The sequence below is a fragment of the [Chlorobium] sp. 445 genome (assembly GCA_002763895.1).
In the GTDB taxonomy this organism is placed as follows: Bacteria; Bacteroidota; Chlorobiia; order Chlorobiales; family Thermochlorobacteraceae; genus Thermochlorobacter.
This window is the reverse complement of the sequence record NSLH01000001.1, coordinates 168,354-190,118: the sequence shown is the minus strand read 5'-3', so window position 1 is coordinate 190,118 and position 21,765 is coordinate 168,354. Positions and strand designations below refer to the sequence as shown.

Below are 21,765 nucleotides of genomic sequence, written 5' to 3'. Positions count from 1 at the left end.
ATGAGCAAGCCTGCCACTTTGCCGCTTCGCGAAAAACTCAAGGCACACCTTGAACTTTTAGACCCGATTACTTGGGTTGGCGTCTTGCAAGGCATTGTATGTGGTGCGATTGCCTCTGGCGCTCTCACCTTTAACTTGGAAAGTCTCGGTAAATTTGGATTACTGACCCTGCTTTTCGGACCACTTGGTACAGGCTTTGCTCAATCGCTTAACGATTACTTCGATCGTGATCTCGATCGTGTCAATGAACCGACGCGCCCCATTCCTTCAGGGCGACTGACTGAACGTGAAGCGCTATGGAATTGGATTATTGTCGGCATCATCACGCTTGGCGTTGGCATTTTGCTTGGCTCACTTTTGGAACCCGATCGTGGTCTGATGCTCATTGGGCTTACCATACTGGGATTGATTATGGGCTATATTTACTCTGCACCGCCTATCAAACTTAAAACAAACGTCCTGCTCTCTGCGCCCAGCGTTGGTCTTACCTACAGTTTTATTACTTGGATTGCAGGAAATATCATTTATGCGGACTTGCGTCCTGAAGTACTGGCTATGGCAATCATCAATGCACTGGTTGCCATTGGACTCATTTTTCTCAACGACTTCAAGTCTATTGAGGGCGATAGAGCACAAGGCTTGAAGTCTCTGCCTGTCATGATTGGTGTGCGTAATACCTATCTAGTGTCGTTTCTTATTATTGACTTGCCGTTGATCTGGTTTGTTTATTTGATGAAAGCATGGGGTTTTGACATTATGTTTTTCTTCTCGCTTATCTCACTTCTGATTATTATAGCTATGCAAATTGCACTCTACCGCGATCCTGAAGATGGTGCAAAGGCACTTGATGCTGCTATTCAGCAAACTGGTTTGAAGAACGTGGTTGGACAAAGTGAAACCAAAGCACATCGCTCCTACTTGAGATATTTAGTTGTCAATAATGGGCTCTATGTGCTGAATGTGTTTGCTGCCTCGTTCTTCATTGCTCAAAAGCCACTTGCATAACGCGTGCTGAAGTTGTAAATACACTTTAACTTGCTCTATCAACAAAAACCAACGCATAATCATGCTGCTGGCTCTTCCGCTCTTCGCAGTGCTTGGGCTTTCACCTTTTTGGAACAATGTGCTGATTGCCCTCATTATGGTCATCTATGTGTTCAGTTTGGTTGCATTGCTCAATTTTTGTGTCGCTAAACTGGGCTTAGCCGCTGACCTTAGCCGAAAAATCACGCACATTGGCGCTGGCTGTCTGGTCTTGTTCCTTGCGCTGTTCGATGATTCGGATTGGTCGAAGTATCTCAATATCACGATTCTTGTTATCTGGTTTTTCCTACTTATTCAGAAAGGTTTTTTTGCTGATGCCAACGATGAAGCTGTCAAAACCATGACGCGCACCGGCGACCGCACCGAACTTCTTAAAGGTCCATTTTACTTTGTTATTGTCTCGATTATTTGTGCCACGGTGTTCTACAAGACTTTTGCAGGCGTTGCCGCCATGGGTTTTCTTACATTTGGCGATGGATTAGCACCTGTGGTTGGCACACGCATCGGAAAATTGAAGTATCAGATTTTTAGCCCGAAAAGTGTGGAGGGTAGCCTGACGATGCTCATCGCCGGCATTCTTGGCGCTATGCTGTTTATCTGGATTGTGTTGCCACAGGAATTTAATCTTACGCGTATCGCACTGCTTGGCATCGTGGCTACTGTCGCAGAAGGTGCTAGCCCAAAGGAAATTGATAACTTTCTTATCCCTCTTGCCGTCATTGGCGCAACATACATCATTTGAGTTGATCATTCTTCCCTAAATTACATCGGACATAGCCAGAGCTTGCCTTAATCTCTAACTTCTCTCCCAGCAGTAACTTTACTTTTTTCAGTGCGTAAGATTTTTGGAAGTTTTTTAACTATAACTACCTTACATTTTTCAACTACTTTGCTGAATCTATGAATATATCTCTGTTTGCGTCTGCTGCTGTAGTTATCTCGTTCTTTATCATCACCAGCGATCTGTCGCATGCTCAAACCAAACCTGCCAAGAAGAAATCTCAAACTGTTGCCCAGCCCCAAAAAATCGCTCCGACCGAGCTCCCTGCCGAAGTCAAGCGCGCCTTTGAAGAAGCCTATCCTAATGCCACACTCCTGAACAGCGCGAGTTTTGTTAGAGATGGCGCAGCGTTCTTCAAACTCTCTACCCTAGATGGCTCCAAGAGCCGTGAGTTGCTTTATGCCGCCGATGGAGCATTGTTGGAGTTTATCGAGAGCATCTCTGCACTTGAGCTTCCTGAAGCAATCAAAGTCGTACTCCGTGAGGAGCATCCTAACGCCTCGATTGTGTCTGCACGCAGAATTGTGAGTGCTGCACCAACACTCTATGAAGTCACGCTGAAGGTTGGCGAAGAGCAAGAGACAACGGTCTACGACACAAAAGGCAATGTGGTGCGCAAAGTCGACACGCTTCCAAGTGCCGTGCAGCAAGCCTTTCGCACGACCTATCCAAATGCAGAAATCTTAGCGTTCAGAAAGTATGAGCGTGATGGGTTTGCGCGTTGGGTTGTAGAAAGCAAAGATGGCAAAGTTTTCCGAGAAGTGATTTATGCCGAGACTGGTAGCGCAATTAAAATCACGGAAAGCCTCTCACCGCTCGACTTACCTGAAGCTATCAAAGAAACTTTAGCAGATAATTTCACGGGGTCAACTATTGAGCGTGTCAAGCGTACAACCAGCATTGAATATCATGTAGACATTGCAGACAGTCTTGGCACATCTGAACTTGCACTAGATGCTTCAGGCATGTTGCTAGATCTTCACAGTGATGCTGAGAATGCACAGCCCAACCTTGCTGAACACACCTCAGAGACCGAAGCCTCTCTTGCTGCCGCCTCCAAAGTTGGCGCTACGACCCCTATTCGAGTAAAATTGCCAGAATTGAGCATCGATTCCACAGTCATCGCGGCACCTTTACCCGAAAAAGCAAAAGTTGATTCAGAAAAGAAAGAAAAGCGCACAATTATTATTCGTCGCTACTATGCGCCTTCTCTTGCTTGGGTACCCCCTCTTGTGCGCATCTGGCGGCCACGCTGGTTTTGGTGGTAAAGTTCTATACATTCTGCCTCAAAAAGGCTCAGCGCACTGTTGAGCCTTTTTCTATTTCTTCAGTTTTTTGTGCTCCCGCAAGTTTTTTTTGATTTAGCAAGAAAATTTTTTTCTTCGTAACTCCTTTTTCTAAAAGCACTTAAAGCGTAGACAGCCGCTCGAATTATCGATTTCTTATCGATTTCTTATTGCGCTCGAAGGTCTCAAGTGCATTTTTGCAGCATCTTCAGCGTGTAGTACTCGCCTAACTTCTTCAATCTAAACTGCATTTGACGCTATGACACAGCGACCTGCTAGACTTAAAATCGTCTTTGTCGATGACGAGCCCATGATTCTTGAGGGTTTATCACAACTTTTCGACACAATGTATGACGTACAGACGTTTTCTAATGGACATGATGCTATTGAATATGTGCGTGAGCATCCAGAGATTGCCATCGTAGTCAGTGACCAACGCATGCCAGGGCTCAAAGGGATTGATGTGCTAAAAGCCATTAAGGAGATCTCGCCTGATACAATTCGCATGTTGCTCACAGGTTTTGCTGACGCTGATGCGATACTTGACTCAGTTAATGTCGGTGAAGTCTTCCGCTATGTCAAAAAGCCGTGGAATCCTGAAGAATTGGTAGCACTCATGTCGCTTGCGGCTACGACCCACCTTGAGCGCAAGAGAGCCAGAGCTGCTAAAGCTGCTGCACTAGCCAGCACCCCGCCGCCTGTACCTGAAAGTTTCTCGCTCCAGCAGGCTGCACTCTCTGAACTGAAAAAGCAGCAGTCTATCGAGGCACAGTTTCTCAATAAACTTGCACAATCTTCTGGCAATCAGATTGAGCGGGCTTTCCATAGTGCGAGCGGTAAACCAAAAATTTTAGTCGTCGATGACGAGCAAGGTGTGCTGACTGCGCTGTCTCAACTGCTCTCTGACTCTTATGAAGTACTCACTGCAAAATCCGCTGATGAAGCACTCGCACTGCTCAAGCAAGATTCCTTCATGACACTGCTGCTGACTGACCAAAGAATGCCGAAGAAAACAGGCACAGATTTTCTCATTGAGTCACGTGAGCTTGCGCCTATGGTACCCAAGATTCTCATCACGCTTACACCGATGTTGAGGATATCATTCGCCTCATCAATGAAGGTCAAATTTATCGCTATGTGCAAAAGCCATGGGATCCTGAAAAACTGCGAGAGCTCATTTCTGAAGCCGTTGAACTTTACCTTCACCAAGTTAAAGCCAAACTTGGCGAAGACGGTAATGCTGCATCTACGGCTGAGCATGATCATGACAAAAGCAATGCACAACACACCACCACCAACCAAACGCTCAGTGCACTTGCAGCACTAAGCAAAATGGCTAAGGAAAAATCATCAACCTAAACCTCAGGAGAACGACACTATGCTAACCACAGATGCTCAACCCAATCGTCCCAGTGCCTCAAATGGAAATGGGAATAGCTATCACACCGAACCTGCCTTTGTTACAAAAGAAGAGTATCTACGCGTCTTGCAAGAGCGTGACCTCTTGCTTCAACTTATCGATAACCTGCCCGATAGCATTTATGCCAAAGATGCTTCAGGACGATTTTTGATTTCAAATCGAAAAAACACGGAGCTGTTAGGCAAATCAGATGCCAGTGAAGTTATTGGCAAAACAGATTTTGATTTCTATGACCGCGAGCTTGCTGAGAAATATCGTCAAGATGAACTTGCATTGCTTAGCAGCAATCAAGATGCCGTACATTTTGAGGAGCCAAATTTCAATAACACATCTGGTGAAAAGCGTTGGATTTTGACCACCAAAGTGGTTCGACGCAATGAGCATGGCACACCAATAGGGCTATTTGGTATCGGACGCGACATCACGCTAAGAAAGCAAACTGAAGAAGCTTTGCATTGGAGTGAAGAGACCTTCCGCAAAACGGCTAACACATTGCCCGGCATGATCTACCAAATTCTCTTTCATCCTGATGGCAAAATAACTTATCCGTTTGTAAGTGAAGGTAGCCGCGCAATCTACGGGATTGCACCTGAAGTAATTATGCAGGATAGCTCGGTCATCACCAAGATGTGGCACCCTGACGACGTTGATGAATACATGCGTCGTGTCGAAGAGTGTCGACGCACCTTGAAGCCCTTCAATATGGATTGTCGCATTATCCTTCCTGATGGTCAAATCAAGTGGCTTCACATTCAATCCACCCCTCAATTAGAGCCTGGAGGCTACTTGCGTTTCTACGGCGTGCGTACAGACATTACGGCACAAAAAGAAACTGAGGCAAAACTGCGTCTGCAACAGCAGCAAATGAATGCCGCTGCCGACCTTGCCAAACTCGCCTTCTGGGAAGGTGATGTAAGCCGCCAGACACTCATTTTCAATGCTCAAGTCTTTATGCTACTGGGCACCAGCCTTGAAAAGGAAGGCTCTTACGAAATCAGTCTGCAAGATTACCTCGGTCGCTTTGTCCTCGCCGAAGATGTGTCTGAAATGGTCAAGCACTTAGAGATGGTCTTATCTAGTAAAGACCTCATGCGTGGTGAGATCACATATCGCATTCGTCGTGCAGATGACGGCAGCATTCGCTACCTCAAGGTGATCTACAACATCATCCGCAATGCAGAGGGGATTCCTGTTCAGCTTTTCGGTCCAATTCAAGACATCACCGACCAAAAACAAGCTGAAGAAGCCCTGCGTCAAAGCGAAGAGACTTTCCGCAGAACTGTCAATGCTGTACCAGGCATGATTTATCAACTTGTATCTATGCCTGATGGCACATTTCAAATGCCCTATGTGAGCTACGGTAGCCGCACTATTTTTGGTCTTGAGCCTGAAGCTATCATGAATGATCCTATGACATTTTTTGGAACTGTTCATCCCGAAGATGTTGCAGCCACACAAGTTGCTATTTCAGAATCAGCGGCAAATCTCTTACCCTTTACTTATGAAGTGCGTCATAATTTACCATCAGGCAAGCAGATTTGGACGCGCTACAATGCCAAGCCCAGTTTACGTGAAGACGGCGCAATTGTCTGGTATGGAGTTTGTGTTGACATCACTCAGCTCAAAGAGCTTGAAGCGGAGTTGCACGCTCGTCTGAAAGAAATTCAGGATACACAAAAGTATCTGATTCAGACGGAGAAGATGTCTGCACTTGGGCAGATGGTGGCTGGCGTTGCGCATGAGCTTAACACGCCGATTGGTTATGCCTCAAACAATGTCTCCATCATTCGCGATCGTTTCAAGAACATCTCTTCCTTGCTGCGCAAGGCTATCGAAGCACAGGAGTGCATTTACAACAATCAGTTGGAACAAGCCTTTGTCAAGATGCAAGAGGTGTCTAACTCTCCGAATGGGACGCTTGCCGAACTTGATGAAACTATTCGTCGCACAGATCGACTTTTTGCGGGCATCTCGTCGGGCTTTGAGCAAATGTCAAATCTTGTCAAGAGCATGCGCAATTTCTCTCGCCTTGATGAAGCTGAGATGAAAAAGGCAGATATCAATGAAGGCTTGCGCAATTGTCTTTTGATGATTGGGCATAAACTCAAGGACAAAAACGTTGAGCTTATCACGGAGTATGGTGATCTTCCAATGGTGGATTGCTATCCTGCACAACTCAATCAGGTATTTCTTAATCTCATTGATAATGCTATTCATGCCGCTGAGGAGAGACCGAATGGACAAATCCGCGTTACAAGCTCGCTCGAGCAGGACTATATCATTGTGCGCGTTACAGACAACGGCAAGGGCATTCCGAAACATGTGCAGAGCAAAATCTTTGACCCCTTCTTCACTACGAAGCCTGTAGGCAAGGGCACAGGACTAGGTCTTTCGATTTGCTACAACATTGTGCAAAAGCACAAAGGCGAACTTTACTTTGAGACTGAAGAAGGCGTTGGCACCACTTTCTTCGTGAAAATTCCTGCAGTAGATTTTTTGGACACACAAAGTTAAGCTATACCTTTTTAAGGTGGTTATCTCTATCCTCTAAGCCAACAGAGCAGCAAGCCTGATGCGGTTTGCTGCTTGGCTTACAGGTGCTTGTATAAAGAATTTTAAGCAACAAAGGATTGCTACAATATGCACTCAAAACCTAAAATGCTTATTGTCGACGACGAGCCAAATGTGCTCGAGTCACTCTGCCAACTTTTTGATTTTGAGTTTCATGTGCTCACCGCGTCTGATGGGCAAATGGCGCTTTCACTGTTGCAACATCATCCTGAAGTTGCTATTGTCATCAGCGATCAGCGTATGCCCGGCATGAGTGGTGTCGAGCTACTCAAACATGTCAAGCAACTTGCCCCCAATACCATGCGAATTTTGCTTACAGGCTACGCTGACTTGGAAGCGGTGTTAGATTCGGTTAATGTAGGCGAGGTCTTTCGGTATGTCCGCAAGCCTTGGGTCGCCGAGACGCTCAAGTCTATTGTCGCCTTAGCCATGGCAAGTTATATGTTGCGCTGTCAGAAAGAGAATCGCAATAAACAGAATGGTGCTGTCCTGCAGTCTCCGCTCAAACAGTCACAGCCTGTGCCACAGCGGCGCCGAACAGATCCCGGTTTTGTATTACCGCCTAACCAAGTTCTGCCGCCGATTCCAGATCCACTGCCTCAACGTCGGGCAACCGATCAGGCATCTTCAAGTTTCGAGGAAGAATTTTTAGCTCATCAAGCTCCAGATCAGTTTCTTAAGCTGCCACAAGTTGAGCGTGTCTTCGAGAGCTTTGAAGAAGAGTTTTTTGCGTCCTTTCGCGAGCAAGCGATCTCGGAACTCAAAAAATTTGAGAGCTTTGAAGAAGAGTTTTTTGCTCGTCTTAATTTGCGCTTAGCACAATTAGAGTCAACGCTCAAGTCGCCCAGACAGCCTGATGCTCTTGAGTTACCGCCGTCAGAGATTTTCAATAAAGTTTTCTATGGACGCAGTGGTAAACCTAAAATTCTCATTGTAGATGATGAAGTACGCGTCTTGAGTGCACTTTCCGAGCTGCTGAGCAGCGACTACGATGTGCTCACCTGCACCTCTGCTGATGCTGCGCTTGACATTTTGGAACACAGTGCGTTTGTTGCCTGTATCCTTACGGACATGCGCATGCCGCATAAATCGGGCTGCGATTTTCTCAGCGAATCCCAATCGCTCGCACCAATTGTGCCCAAAATCTTGATGACAGCATTCTCTGATGTGGAGCATATCTCGTCGCTTATCAATCAAGGGCTGCTCTTTCGGCACATTGAGAAGCCATGGGATGTCAGCAAACTCTCTGCCTCGTTGCAAGAAGCAGTTGAAGTTTGCCGCCAAAATGTGGAAAGGGGTCTCAAAGTTCACCGTGAGACTGTCAGTCGGTATTCATTCTAAGATATTCTCAGAACATGAGCGTGCAATTTTTCGACCGTCTAATGCACTTCTCTCTCTATGAGTGAAATGCTCTTGATGTGCAAGTACAGGCCTGGGGATTTCGCCAAACTTCAGTCGTGCATCCTTTGAGCATGTAGTTGAGAGCACTGATTGTTTATTTTGCCAGCGGATCATTTGACAGATCAATACTGTAGCGCTTGCGGATCTCCCATAGGGCTTTGGAAGAGATACCTAAAATTCTTGACGCTTCACTAAAACTTTTACTTTCTTTGAGTACCGCCTGAATGTAAGCTAACCTGACTTCTTCGAGCGACTTACCTATCGGAATACTGAATGTGCGTCTATTTTCCTCCGTTGGCATGTGGTATGGAATAGAAGGCAGGGTAATCTGGGACACATCGATGCATTCTCCAGCTGGCGTAAAGATAACAGCGCGTTCTATCACATTTCGCAGTTCGCGTACATTACCTTTCCATTCGTGTGCGCGCAGCATGGCTTTTGCTTCTTCTGAAATACCTGCAATCGGCTTATTCATTTCGCGTGAAAACTGTGCAACAAACTTTTCAGCAATCAGAATGATGTCGTCACCTAATTCGCGTAGCGGCGGCATGTGAATTGAAACGACATTGATTCGGAAGAATAAATCTTCTCGGAACTTTTGACTGGCTACTTTCTCTTCAATTTTTGCGTTGGTTGCCGCAATGACGCGCACATTCGAGTAAATCGGTTGATTGCCCCCGAGCCTTCGAAAGGTGCGTGTCTCTAAGACCGAGAGCAATTTTGACTGCACCACGAGCGATGTGGCATCAATTTCATCGAGGAAAATCGTGCCGTTGTGGGCGACTTCGAAGAGACCTTTTTTTCGTTGTGCGTGCATCAGTAAATGCTCCAGGCTCATAGCCAAAGAGTTCAGCTTCGAGCAGGTTATCGGGGATAGCGGCGCAATTAATTTCCACGAATTCACCTTTTGCCTCTCTTGGGGAGAGCCGATGAATGAGACGCGCCACAACGGTTTTGCCTGTGCCTGTCTCACCACGTATTAACACAGTGGAATCTGTGCAAGCCACTTGTTGAATCGTGGCTCGTACGGCTTGGATGGCAGGGCTATTGCCAATCAACTCGAGGGTATCGGCTTGTCGGACTTTTTTCTTGAGCTGCTCAACTTCAGATTTGTAGCGCGCAGTTTCTTCTTTGAGCGACGCACTTTCAATTGCACGCGAAATCAGCGTGCGCAGTACCGTGAAGTTTGCGGTTACACTTGCCCCCGACGTTGTTTTTTCAACATAGTGAAACGCTCCAGCTTTGAGCGCTTCCACTGCCGACTCAATGCTGCCATAGCCCGTTAGCACAATCACAGGAACCGACGGGCTTTTTTGCCGAATCAGGCTTGTCAGTTCAACACCGTTGATATTTGGCATGGTGTAGTCAGTCAGCACCACTGCGGGCTGCTCATGCTCGAGCGCATTTAGACAATCTTCCGCTCGAGCAAACATCTTCACAGTAAAATCGCGTGAGAGCACACGCTCCAGCAAAAGACGAAAATTTGGGTCATCGTCGACGATATAGATCAATGGACGCATTCCGCATGTCGCTTGTCATTATAGGTCTTCAGGCAATCCTGTGTTTATGCTTTGGTTGATGCGGAAGGTAGATAGGGTAGTTAGTACTTGACTATACAGCGCAATCGGTGCAACCTCACTTTCAAGTGATGCGATAAAGGCTTCAACTTCTTCACGATGTCCTTTGCCGCCATTAAACTCACGCACGCGCGTTGCACCCTGTTCCGAGAGCGTTACCGTCTTAAAGTTCTCCATAATCGCAATTCGATTGCCACCAAAAATCTCAATACGCTCTTTCGGATACAACTTGTCGCCATTGCAAAGATACTGAATTGTACCGACACTACCGTTTGCTAAGCGAATCGTGATGAGCAAATTCTCACGCACTTTGGTTGGCAACATTTCTGCATAGACACGCACCGGTTCAGACCCTGTAAGATACTGAATGGTGTCAATAAAATGACACACTTCACCAATCAGCCGTCCACCACCTTCCTCTGGATCTTGCGTCCAATGATCGGGTGGCAACGGTCCTGCATTCACACGGTACTGCACTGAAATGGGCTCAAGTAGTGCCTTGAAATATGACCTCATCGTTACCACAGGCTGACTAAACCGGCGATTGAAACCTGTCATGACTTTCAAGTGCGGTCGCTTTTGCGCTTCTTCCACAATGCGCATCAGACTTCCTTCATCAATTGCAAGCGGCTTTTCGACAAAGACATGCTTTTCAGCTTGCAAGGCTTTGAGCACCAATTCCGCATGTGTATTGTGTCGCGTTGCAATGAATACGGTGCCAATCGTTTCATCGCTCAGCACATCCTCAACGTTTGAAGTTGCTCGTTTGAATCCAAAAGTCTGCTTTACACTCTCTGCCGTAATGCCCGTTGCATTGCAGACCGTTACAAGTTCCACACCATCAATGTTCTTCAAATTTGGAATCAAGTAACCTGTGGCAAAACTGCCTGCACCAATGAACCCAATGCGTTTGGGATTGGCTTTTGCGTGTGCTGGCACACCATTTCGCTGCGGCGCAAGACGTTCAGTGTGCACAGATTTCTCTTGAAATTCACCATAATCCAAGAGAATGCCAATGTAGCGTTCTTTGCGCTCACCTGTAATGAGCTTGTAGGCTTCTTCACCTTGCTCAATTGGGAAGATATGCGTAGTGATATTTGAGAGTGAAATTTTCTTTTCTGCAAGCAATTGCAAAAAAGCTTGCATGTTGCGGTTTTCTGTCCATCGCACGTAGCCAATAGGGTAGTCGATGCCTTTTTCTTCGTAGTGCGTGTCGTATCGACCTGCACCATAGGAGCGAGAGAGTTTGAACTCTAATTCCTTCATGTAGTAGGGCGTGCGTGGCAAGTTCATGCCTGTAACTCCGACCATCACCACGCGTCCTCTATCGCGCATGATATTGGCAGCAAATTCTACGGGGTCATTAGACGAGGTTGAAGCCGTGATAATGACGGCATCTGCACCATAGCCATTGGTGAAGGCCATCACTTGCTCTTTGAGACTGTCTTCACTACGCGAAAGTGCAAGGTCGCAGCCGTGTGTCTTTGCCAAAGCAATCGCATCGGGATTGATATCGACGCCGATGACGCGGCAGCCATTGGCTTTGAGAAGTTGAATCAGCAACTGCCCAAGCAGTCCTAAGCCAATCACCATGATGCTCTCACCGAGCGTTGGTGCAGCTTGACGCACTCCTTGCAGCGCAATCGCACCGAGCGTCGTGTAAGCCGCATCGCTTAGCGATACATTATCTGGCACTTTGGCAACCAAATTTTTTGGCACGACCACCAGCTCCGCATGCGAGGCATATCCGCCGCCTGCGCAAGCTACCCTGTCGCCCACACGAAATTCTGAAATATCATCTGCGACTTCAACGACCACGCCCGCTGACGAATAGCCCATTGCAGCATCTGCGCCCAGCTTATTGAATACGCGCTGTGCAGTCTCCAAAAGTCCTTGCTCTTTGACTTGTTTCAATACCAGTTTGACAAGGTCGGGGCGTGCCATTGCTTTTCCCAAAAGGGATTTTTGCCAAGTTCTACCTTGGTGCGCTCTGTGCCCGCACTAATTAGGCTGAAGCGATTGCGCACCAGCACCATTCCTCTTTTGAGCGCAGGTGGCGGCACAGCTTTAATTTTGATTGCACCCGACCGTGAGTTCTGAACCAGCTGTTGCATTGAGATGTTGGTTGTATATGAATTAATTGCGCAAAATTAACGAAAAATCACATCTGTACTGCCCGATGCGCTGCATTTGCAGCACTTGCCTTCTTAGATGTAGCCAAAACTACGACATACAAAACTTTACATCGCGTAAGCATTTTGATATATTTTCAGAAAGTTACCGTTTAACCTCTTATGCCGATGGAATACGAACTGATTGTAGGACTTGAAGTCCATTGCCAACTCAACACGAAGACAAAAGCCTTTTGCGGCTGCTCAACTGCATTCGGCGCACCTGCCAATACAAATGTTTGCCCTGTCTGCTTAGCTTTGCCTGGCAGTTTGCCTGTGCTCAATAGAAAAGTCTTGGAGTACGCTGTTCGGCTTGGGCTAACCACCAATTGCCAGATTCGTCCGCGCTCGATTTTTGCACGCAAAAATTATTTCTATCCTGATTTACCTAAAGGCTACCAAATTTCGCAGTATGATGAGCCGATTTGCTACGATGGCAGAGTAGACTACGAGCTTGATGGCGTGCAAAAAAGTGTTCGCCTCATCCGCATTCATATTGAAGAAGATGCTGGCAAATCCATTCACGATATTGGCTCTGAGACTTACATTGATGCCAATCGCTGCGGTGTGCCCCTCTTAGAAATTGTCTCTTATCCTGACATTCGCTCTACAAAAGAAGCTTCTGCGTATTTGCAAAAACTACGGCAGATTGTGCGTTGGATTGGCATCTCTGACGGCAATATGGAAGAAGGCTCGCTGCGCTGCGACGCCAATGTCTCCATTCGCCCGAAAGGCTCGGACAAATTTGGTACACGCACAGAAATTAAAAACATCAATTCATTTAAGAACGTCGAGAAAGCTATTGAGTTTGAGGCGGCACGCCAACAAGCCATTTTGGAATCGGGCGGCACCATTGTGCAAGAAACCCGTCTTTGGGATAGCGAGCGGCAAGAGACGCGTTCGATGCGCTCTAAAGAAGAAGCACATGACTACCGCTACTTCCCTGAACCTGACCTTGTGCCTATTGAGGTTACGCCAGAGATGCTTGCGCACATTCGCGCTGAGTTGCCCGAACTGCCCGAGCAGCGTCGTGCTCGCCTCGAAGCCCAATATAAAATCCCTGCTTATGATGCAGGTGTGCTCACTGCTGATCGTGATATTGCCGACTACTACGAAGCCGTAGTCCGTGTCTGCGGTGATGCCAAAATCGCCTCGAATTGGGTTATGGGCGAAGTCTTGCGCACACTCAAAGAAAAAGCCATTGAAATGCGCGAATTTCCTATCCAACCCGAACGTCTCGGCGAACTCATTCAGCTCGTGCAGAAAGGCATTATCAACAACAATACAGCAAAAGAAAAAGTCTTCACACAAATGCTTGAGACACCGCTCTCGCCCATGGCAATTGTTGAACGCGATGGCTTAGCGCAAGTCTCCGATACGTCTGTCATTGAACAAGAAGTGCTTGCCGTCTTAGCTGCAAGTCCTTCGCAACTTGCTGACTATCGCTCTGGCAAAACTAAACTCTTCGGCTACTTTGTTGGCGAGACGATGAAGCGCATGAAAGGCAAAGCCAATCCGCAGATTATCAATGATATCCTGAAACGCAAGTTAGAGCAGGTCTGAGCATGGCGCTCTTGTCAGTCATCCTCATCCACAATCAGTTTCCTGTTACGATACACAAATACAAAAGCCGCAATCACAAATTGCGGCTTTGCTTTGTTACAAGATTTCTCCGGATTTATTGTGCCTTGTCAGCATACTTAACAGAACAGCCATATGGCTTTGTAGTAGATGTTGAGATAGGCTTGCCAGCAAGCAGTTCATCGAGCGCTTTGGCAACATAGTTGACCTTTGCATTTGCACCACCTTTGGTGCTGTTGTCATCATCGATTGCGCCATTATAGACTAAAATGCCGTTCTTGTCGATGATGTACATGTGCGGGGTTGTTTTGGCTTCGTAGAGTCTGCCAACCGTACCATCGTGGTCAAAGAGTAAGTTCGTTGCCTTCACTTGATTTTCTTTGAGCACGCCGGGTGCGGTTTCTTTGGTCAGATGCCCTTGCTTGCCTTGCGCCGAGGAGTTGATAAGTAGCCAGCTTACACCTTTTTCAGTATAAGTTTGCTGCAATTTCTGCATGTTGCCTGTCTTATAGTGCCCAACCACGAACGGACATTCAGGATTATACCACTCCAAGACCACAATCTTTCCCTTAAAGTCAGAGAGCTGATGCATTTTGCCTTGATAGTCCATGAGCTTGAAGTCAGGTGCAGGTTTACCAATTTCAACTGCACTTATCTTGAACGAAAAAGCGTAGCCAAATGCAGCCAGTGCAAAGAGTGCAAGTACTACTTTTGGGACAGATGAGATTTTCATAACGATGTATTTTAAGTTAAACAAGCAAAAGTAGGTGTATAGAAAAGACGCATGAATATAACATTTTTGCCTGTGCTGAAAGTCCCTAGTTTCATCCCCTATCGTTGTGGCACCTTTAGGCTGGGTGGTTGCTAGACTTGCAACTGCAGCCCTGAACGAGCTACTTCTTTTGCAATAGTTTGAAGCACTGCCTTTTCTACTGCCTAAAATTTATGCTGCTGTAACTTCAGCGTCTGCTACACTGGGCTCGTAGTTCAAGTTTTGTGCAAGCCAGCGCTCCACTTCTTCAATTGACATGCCTTTGCGCTTTGCATAATCTTCTACCTGGTCTTTTCCAATTTTGCCAACACCGAAGTAGACCGCTTCTGGATGCGCAAAGTAAAGTCCTGACACCGACGCGGCAGGATACATTGCAAAGTTTTCTGTCAGGAAAATACCTACACGTTTTTCAACCTCTAAGAGATCGAAGAGCAAGCGTTTTTCTGTGTGGTCAGGGCAAGCTGGGTAACCAGGCGCAGGACGAATACCTTGATATTTTTCTTCAATCAAATCGTCGTTCGTTGTGTGTTCATTGGGTGCATAGCCCCAGTAGTCTGTACGAATTTTCTTGTGCAGCATTTCTGCGAAGGCTTCTGCGAGCCTATCAGCAAGGCCTTTCGCCATGATGCTGTTATAGTCATCTTTTGCATCCTCAAAGGCTTTGACGAGCGTCTCTAACCCATGACCTGCTGTTACAGCAAAGCCACCGATGTAGTCAATGAGCCCTGTGGATTTTGGGGCAATGTAGTCAGCAAGGGCGCGGTTGGCGCGTTCTGCACCTTTTTCATTTTGCTGACGCAGTGTGTGAAACACCGTAAGCACCGTTGCACGTGATTCATCGGCATAGACTTCAATGTCATCGCCGATAGCATTTGCGGGGAAAAGCCCAAACACGGCTTTTGCTGTCAGTAAGTTCTCTGCAACAATGCGCTCCAAGAGTTGATTAGCATCACGGAAAAGCTTTTGTGCTTCTTCACCGACCACTTCATCGTGCAAGATGTTAGGGTAGCGCCCCGCAAGTTGCCAAGTCTGAAAGAAGGGTGTCCAGTCAATATACTCGCACAGTTCAGACAGTGAGACTTGCTCCAGTGTGGTGATGCCCAGCTTTTTGGGTTTGTAGATGTCTTCAGCACGCCAAATAATTGGCGTTCGATTCTCACGCGCTTCAGCCAGCGACACATATTTGCGTGTTACACGCTTTTTGAGATACGCCTCGCGCAGCTCATCATACTCGGCTTTGACTTGAGACACAAACCTTTCTTTTTCTTCAGGTGTGACGAGACTTTGCACCACAGGTACACTGCGCGAGGCATCGAGCACATGCACCACCGCACCTGAATAGTGCGGTGCAATCTTCACGGCGGTGTGAATCTTTGAAGTTGTTGCGCCACCAATAAGTAACGGGATTTTGAAACCCAGTCTCTCCATTTCTTTGGCAACATGAACCATTTCGTCAAGCGAGGGCGTAATTAGTCCCGAGAGCCCAATGATATCGACTTGTTCTTTCTTTGCAGTCTCCAAGATTTTTTCAGCAGGCACCATTACACCAAGGTCAATGACTTCAAAGTTGTTGCATGCAAGCACCACGCCCACAATGTTTTTGCCAATGTCGTGCACATCGCCTTTGACTGTTGCCATCAACACTTTTGCAGCTGCTTTAGCATTCGCGTTCTTGGCTTTTTCAGCTTCAATGAAGGGCACAAGATGGGCGACGGATTTTTTCATCACGCGCGCAGACTTCACGACTTGCGGCAAGAACATTTTGCCTGCTCCGAAAAGATCGCCGACCACGTTCATGCCATCCATCAGCGGACCTTCAATGACGGCAAGTGGGGTTGGATATTTCAGGCGCGCTTCTTCGGTATCTTCTACGATGTAAGTATCAATGCCTTTAATCAGAGCATGCTTCAAGCGTTCTTCGACCGTGCCCTTGCGCCATTCTTCTTCTTGCACTTCGGTTGTTTTCACCTCAGAGCGTTTCTTTAATTCTTCAGCAAATTCCACCAAACGCTCGGTTGCATCAGGGCGTCGATTGAGCAGGACATCTTCGACGCGCTCCAAAAGTTCTTTATCAATTTCTTCATAGACCTCAATCATGCCGGCATTGACAATGCCCATATCGAGCCCGGCTCGAATTGCATGATACAAAAATGCCGAGTGCATCGCTTCGCGCACAGGATTATTGCCCCTGAACGAGAATGAAATGTTTGAGATACCGCCCGAGACTTTGGCATATGGCAAGTTTTCTTTAATCCACTTGGTTGCTCTGATGAAGTCTACGGCATAGTTGTTATGTTCTTCAATGCCAGTAGCCACCGTGAGAATATTCGGGTCAAAGATGATATCCTGTGGTGGGAAGCCGACTTCTTTGGTGAGAATATCGTAAGCGCGCTTGCAGATTTCTATTTTGCGCTCGAAGGTATCGGCTTGTCCGCGTTCATCAAATGCCATGACAACCGTAGCAGCGCCATATTCCATAATCTTCTTTGCCTGCTCTTTGAACTTCTCTTCACCTTCTTTGAGTGAAATAGAGTTTACAATGGCTTTACCTTGTACGCATTTGAGACCAGCTTCAATGACTGACCACTTGGAGGAATCAATCATAATTGGCACGCGCGCAATGTCTGGTTCAGCTGCAATTAGGTTCAGGAACTTCACCATTGCCGCTTCAGAGTCGAGCATGCCCTCATCCATATTGACATCGATAATCTGTGCGCCGTTTTCAACTTGCTGACGCGCAATTGCAAGCGCTTCTTCGTATTTCTGCTCTTTGATAAGTTTTGCAAACTTCGGCGAGCCTGTCACATTTGTGCGCTCACCGATGTTGATGAAGCCCGTCTCGGGTGTTATCACAAGGGGCTCAAGTCCAGCAAGTTGCATGTTGCTCATGCGTGCCTTGGGCTTGCGTGGCTTAAAGCGCGCAGCAACCTCAGCAAAGGCTTTGATATGCTCCGGTGTTGTGCCGCAACAACCGCCGATAATGTTGACAAATTCATTACGCAAAAAGTCTTCAAACTGCGCCGCCATATACTCCGGCGTCTCATCATACTCGCCGAAGGTGTTGGGCAAACCTGCGTTCGGATAGAGACTGGTATAACACGTCGCATGACGCGCCAGCGTTTCAATAAACGGGCGCATCTGTGCTGAACCTAAGGCGCAGTTCAAGCCAACACTCAGCAAATTTGGCGCATGTGAAATTGAAATCCAGAAGGCTTCGGTCGTCTGTCCTGACAGCGTTCTACCGCTCTGGTCGACAATCGTGCCTGAAATCATGACCGGCACTCGCCGTCCAACCGTGTCGAAGTACTTGCGAATCGCTGAGAGTGCTGCTTTGGTATTGAGTGTATCGGTAATGGTTTCGATAAGCAAGAGATCTACCCCGCCATCAATGAGACCGCAGATTTGCTCGTAGTATGCCTCAAAGAGTTGGTCGTAGGTAATAGCGCGAAAGCCGGGATCATTGACATCAGGCGACATTGAAGCCAGTTTCGTTGTCGGTCCGATAGCCCCTGCTACGAAGCGTGGTTTGTCGGGCGTCTTCTGCATTATTTCTCGCACCGCTTCTTTAGCCAGCTTTGCCGATTTGAAGTTCATCTCATAGACCAGATGCTCCATAGCATAATCTGCTTGCGAGATGCGATTTGCGCTGAATGTGTTGGTTTCAATAATATCCGCGCCGGCTTCGAGGTATTGCAGGTGAATTTCTTTAATGATCTGCGGTTGTGTGAGCGACAGCAGTTCGTTATTACCTTTGAGTGTGCCTTTGGTGGGCGCAGCACCATACGCATGAGCAGGGTTAGCGCAGCTGTGCCCATTGCGCTCAATGCCCGTCCCCGACTGCGCATGTGCTCTATGAAGGACTTCATCGAGCTTGCGCTCCATCGCTTCTGCGATAGGGTTGTGTGGCTGGACCGGACTGAAGTTTTTGAATCGCTCGCCTCGATAATCTTCTTCGGTAAGTTTGTAGCGCTGAATCATCGTCCCCATCGCGCCATCGAGTACAAGCACGCGCTCTTTGAGTAGCTCGTAGATTGTCGGCCGTGACATATCGTTAGGTTAAAATTGGACTGCGAAATCGGTGTTTCGGCAAGCGAGGGCAAAAAACAGAAAAGCCTCTCCGAACTGGAAAGGCAGCCGTGCGATGGTGATGCTGGACACGACTCCATTTCGGAGCAACTTTCGGGCGCTCGCCGCCGAAAGCCTTTAACGCCGTGTCCATACCTAATGGTGCGTTAAAGTTCGTGTGCAATATACAGCAGATTTTTGAAAGTGAAAAGTATTTTCATGCGGACAGGGGTTTACCCACAACCATCTTTTGCTTTAATGCGTAAGATGTTTTACATAACTTAACGCTATAAGTGTACATCCATCGTACGTAGCGACTTTCTCAAGCCAACCTTTGCAAAAGTTATGGTAGTAGAAAAAGACCTTGAGCGATCTTTGGCTTGGTTTACTCTGGATGCTGAACAAGCATTGGAGCAAGCCAGTGTGTCGCTGTCGCAGGGATTGAGTTCGGAAGAAGTGCGACAACGGCAAGCAAAATACGGGCTGAACATCATTCCTAAGAAAAAGCAAAAAACACCCTTAGAGCTTTTTTTGCAGCAATTCACGCAGCCGCTCGTTGTGATTTTGCTTGTTGCGACTGTTATCACGATGCTCTTACAGGAGTGGGTTGATGCAACAGTCATCTTCGGCGTTGTGTTTGTCAATGCGGTTATTGGCTTTATTCAAGAGTCTAAAGCCTTAAAAGCCATTGAAGCATTAGCCAAAGCCGTTGCCAGCGAAGCTACTGTGATACGCAATGGTGAAAAGCAGCGCATACCATCATCAGAGCTCACGATTGGCGATGTGGTCTTGTTACAATCGGGTGATAAAGTACCTGCCGACTTGCGTCTGGTGCAGACGCGCGAGCTTCAAATTGATGAATCGGCACTGACAGGCGAATCCGTTCCTGTCGTCAAACAAGTTGCCGCACTGGACTCTGACACTGTGCTTGCTGACCGTACTAATATGGCGTATTCTTCAACGCTTGTTACCTATGGCACTGGCACTGGTATTGTTGTTGCAATTGGCAGCGCAACTGAAATCGGCAAAATTAACCAGATGATTGCCGAAGCCGATGTGTTGGAGACGCCGCTCACGCAATCTATCGCAAAGTTTAGCAAAGTGCTGCTCTATGTGATTTTGGGCTTAGCGGCAATTACCTTTGTGGTTGGTCTGCTGCGCGGTGAAAAGTGGGTTGATATGTTTATGGCAGCTGTGGCCCTGGCAGTTGGCGCTATTCCCGAAGGCTTGCCCGCTGCAGTTACAATTACCTTGGCAATTGGTGTTGCGAGAATGGCAAAACGCAATGCCATCATCCGTAAGCTGCCCGCTGTCGAAACACTCGGCAGTGCTTCGGTCATCTGCTCCGACAAAACCGGCACACTGACGCAAAATCAAATGACCGTGCAGAAAGTCTATGCAGGGGGCGTGCTCTACAATGTTACAGGTGTGGGCTACGATTCCAAAGGTGAATTTTTGCAAGGCGAACGCACTGTCTCGATCTCATCTAACCTTGCCCTGCAAGAGACCCTGACCTGCGGACTGCTCTGCAACGACTCAAATATCGTTACGGTCGATGGACAACATAAAGTAGAAGGAGACCCGACAGAAGGCGCTTTGGTGGTTTCTGCACAGAAAGCTGGTCTTTCACGCAAAACCTTGCTTCAAAGCCTACCGCGCATCGACACCATTCCCTTTGAATCAGCTTATCAATATATGGCTACGCTGCACCAGCGCAAGGACACAGAACAGTCTATCGCTTATGTCAAAGGTTCGCTAGAACGGCTGTTGGAACGTGCCTCTGGCATGCTCTCCGAGCGAGGCGAAATTATTGTGTTAGATAAAGCGCAAGTGCTCTCGCAGTCCGAAGCGATAGCGGCGGAGGGGCTGCGTGTACTTGCCTTTGCTTACAAAACTTTTGATCGTTCAAAGACTTCACTTTCACACGATGACATTTCAGAGGGACTCGTTTTCTTAGGTCTGCAAGCCATGATTGACCCGCCACGTCCTGAAGCCATTGACGCTGTCGCAACTTGTCAAAGCGCAGGTGTGCAAGTCAAGATGATTACAGGAGACCATGAACTTACTGCACTTGCAATTGCAAAACGCTTAGGTATTGCCCCAAAGGATGCAACGGATGATGCTGTCGTTAATGGGAAATCGCTCTCGGCTTTAGCTGAAGAGCGCCTGCCCGAACTTGTCAAACGTGTCTCAGTCTTTGCGCGGGTTGCACCAGAAGATAAACTGCGTCTGGTCAAGGCATTGCAGCAAAATGGGGCGGTCGTGGCTATGACAGGCGACGGGGTCAATGATGCGCCATCGCTTCGACAAGCAAATATCGGCATTGCAATGGGCATCACTGGTACAGACGTTGCCAAAGAAACCGCCGATATGATTCTCACAGATGACAATTTCGCCACGATTGAAGCGGCTGTTGAAGAAGGGCGCAATGTTTATGATAATCTTGTCAAATTTATTACTTGGACGCTGCCCACAAACTTCGGTGAAGGATTGGTGATTCTAGCATCGGTTGTTGCAGGCTTAACACTTCCGATTTTGCCTGTGCAATTGCTTTGGATTAATATGACAACCGCCATCTTGCTCGGCTTGATGCTTGCATTTGAGCCAAAAGAGCCGGGCATTATGAACCGTCCACCCCGTGAAGCCAACGAACCGATTTTAACGACTTCTCTCGTTGTGAGAATTATTATCGTTGGCGTACTTCTTTGTGCTGGTGCACTGTTCTTTTTTGAACTTGCCTTACAGTCAGGACGTACTGACGCTGAGGCACGTACAATTGCAGTTAATGTTTTCGTGTTAGGCGAGCTGCTCTATCTCTTCAATTGCCGCTCTCTGCGCTATTCCATGTTCAAAATCGGGCTCTTTTCCAATCCGTTAATCTGGGCTGGTGTTGCAGGTATGTTGCTGCTGCAGTTGCTTTATACCTATGTGCCTTTTATGAATACCGCTTTTCAAAGCGCACCACTGACACTCGAAGATTGGGGTATCTCACTTGTGCCCGGACTTGTGATTTACATCGTGATTGGTCTTTTGAAATACTGGCGCTACGGCAGACACGCAAAATGAGTTTTGCAAACATCTTGTTTGCGCTATGCC

Annotated in this window: 12 protein-coding genes and 1 pseudogene; 8 read left to right on the top strand and 5 right to left on the bottom strand. The window is 47.3% G+C overall.

The features are described from left to right. The 6 genes from CMR00_00865 to CMR00_00840 all read left to right on the top strand — a co-directional run bounded on the left by CMR00_00865 (position 1) and on the right by CMR00_00840 (position 8,443). Complete coding sequence (locus CMR00_00865) at positions 1–1,005, top strand: bacteriochlorophyll c synthase (protein ID PIO49257.1); 1,005 nt, start codon at positions 1–3, stop codon at positions 1,003–1,005. 61 nt (positions 1,006–1,066) lie between these two features. Continuing rightward, a complete protein-coding gene (locus CMR00_00860) occupies positions 1,067–1,786 on the top strand; it encodes a phosphatidate cytidylyltransferase (protein PIO49256.1) in 720 nt (239 codons plus the stop codon). 158 nt (positions 1,787–1,944) lie between these two features. Beyond that, complete coding sequence (locus CMR00_00855; GenBank protein ID PIO49255.1) at positions 1,945–3,093, top strand: hypothetical protein; 1,149 nt, start codon at positions 1,945–1,947, stop codon at positions 3,091–3,093. Between the two features lie 277 nt (positions 3,094–3,370). Then, positions 3,371–4,438: a hypothetical protein gene (locus CMR00_00850; protein ID PIO49254.1), complete on the top strand. Its 1,068-nt coding sequence runs from the start codon at positions 3,371–3,373 to the stop codon at positions 4,436–4,438. A 51-nt stretch (positions 4,439–4,489) separates the two neighbouring features. Continuing rightward, entirely contained in the window at positions 4,490–7,045 is a 2,556-nt protein-coding gene (locus CMR00_00845; protein ID PIO49253.1) for a hypothetical protein, read from the top strand. A gap of 126 nt (positions 7,046–7,171) precedes the next feature. After that, on the top strand, positions 7,172–8,443 hold the full coding sequence (locus CMR00_00840; protein PIO49252.1) for a hypothetical protein: 1,272 nt from the start codon (positions 7,172–7,174) through the stop codon (positions 8,441–8,443). Positions 8,444–8,597: 154 nt separating this feature from the next. Here the strand turns inward: CMR00_00840 and CMR00_00835 are convergent. From CMR00_00835 to CMR00_00825, 3 genes and pseudogenes are all read right to left on the bottom strand, one after another. Beyond that, positions 8,598–10,023: pseudogene (locus CMR00_00835) on the bottom strand (Fis family transcriptional regulator). Between the two features lie 18 nt (positions 10,024–10,041). After that, positions 10,042–12,024 (bottom strand): oxidoreductase, encoded by a 1,983-nt coding sequence (locus CMR00_00830; protein PIO49251.1) that lies wholly within the window; start codon positions 12,022–12,024, stop codon positions 10,042–10,044. After that, entirely contained in the window at positions 11,991–12,194 is a 204-nt protein-coding gene (locus CMR00_00825) for a hypothetical protein (GenBank protein PIO49250.1), read from the bottom strand. Before CMR00_00825 ends, CMR00_00830 begins: the two co-directional genes overlap by 34 nt. Positions 12,195–12,380: 186 nt before the next feature. Between CMR00_00825 and CMR00_00820 the strand changes: the two genes are divergently transcribed. Then, positions 12,381–13,814 carry an Asp-tRNA(Asn)/Glu-tRNA(Gln) amidotransferase GatCAB subunit B gene (locus tag CMR00_00820; GenBank protein PIO49249.1) on the top strand — a complete coding sequence of 478 codons (1,434 nt, stop codon included), beginning with the start codon at positions 12,381–12,383 and terminating at the stop codon, positions 13,812–13,814. 115 nt (positions 13,815–13,929) lie between these two features. Here the strand turns inward: CMR00_00820 and CMR00_00815 are convergent, their stop codons facing one another. Together CMR00_00815 and CMR00_00810 are read right to left on the bottom strand one after the other, a co-directional pair. Beyond that, a complete protein-coding gene (locus CMR00_00815; protein PIO49248.1) occupies positions 13,930–14,565 on the bottom strand; it encodes a thioredoxin family protein in 636 nt (211 codons plus the stop codon). Between the two features lie 210 nt (positions 14,566–14,775). After that, a complete protein-coding gene (locus tag CMR00_00810; protein PIO49247.1) occupies positions 14,776–18,651 on the bottom strand; it encodes a methionine synthase in 3,876 nt (1,291 codons plus the stop codon). Between the two features lie 363 nt (positions 18,652–19,014). Here CMR00_00810 and CMR00_00805 point away from each other — a divergent pair, with 363 nt between their 5' ends. Beyond that, positions 19,015–21,735 carry a carbonate dehydratase gene (locus CMR00_00805; protein PIO49246.1) on the top strand — a complete coding sequence of 907 codons (2,721 nt, stop codon included), beginning with the start codon at positions 19,015–19,017 and terminating at the stop codon, positions 21,733–21,735. Positions 21,736–21,765: the final 30 nt, after the last annotated feature.

Bases quoted from the DNA above. Each gene is read 5' to 3' on its own strand.
- CMR00_00815 (PIO49248.1), bottom strand. From the start codon at position 14,565: ATGAAAATCTCATCTGTCCCAAAAGTAGTACTTGCACTCTTTGCACTG.
- CMR00_00840 (PIO49252.1), top strand. From the start codon at position 7,172: ATGCACTCAAAACCTAAAATGCTTATTGTCGACGACGAGCCAAATGTG.
- CMR00_00850 (PIO49254.1), top strand. From the start codon at position 3,371: ATGACACAGCGACCTGCTAGACTTAAAATCGTCTTTGTCGATGACGAG.
- CMR00_00805 (PIO49246.1), top strand. From the start codon at position 19,015: ATGGTAGTAGAAAAAGACCTTGAGCGATCTTTGGCTTGGTTTACTCTG.
- CMR00_00845 (PIO49253.1), top strand. From the start codon at position 4,490: ATGCTAACCACAGATGCTCAACCCAATCGTCCCAGTGCCTCAAATGGA.
- CMR00_00830 (PIO49251.1), bottom strand. From the start codon at position 12,024: ATGGCACGCCCCGACCTTGTCAAACTGGTATTGAAACAAGTCAAAGAG.
- CMR00_00810 (PIO49247.1), bottom strand. From the start codon at position 18,651: ATGTCACGGCCGACAATCTACGAGCTACTCAAAGAGCGCGTGCTTGTA.
- CMR00_00820 (PIO49249.1), top strand. From the start codon at position 12,381: ATGGAATACGAACTGATTGTAGGACTTGAAGTCCATTGCCAACTCAAC.
- CMR00_00860 (PIO49256.1), top strand. From the start codon at position 1,067: ATGCTGCTGGCTCTTCCGCTCTTCGCAGTGCTTGGGCTTTCACCTTTT.
- CMR00_00825 (PIO49250.1), bottom strand. From the start codon at position 12,194: ATGCAACAGCTGGTTCAGAACTCACGGTCGGGTGCAATCAAAATTAAA.
- CMR00_00865 (PIO49257.1), top strand. From the start codon at position 1: ATGAGCAAGCCTGCCACTTTGCCGCTTCGCGAAAAACTCAAGGCACAC.
- CMR00_00855 (PIO49255.1), top strand. From the start codon at position 1,945: ATGAATATATCTCTGTTTGCGTCTGCTGCTGTAGTTATCTCGTTCTTT.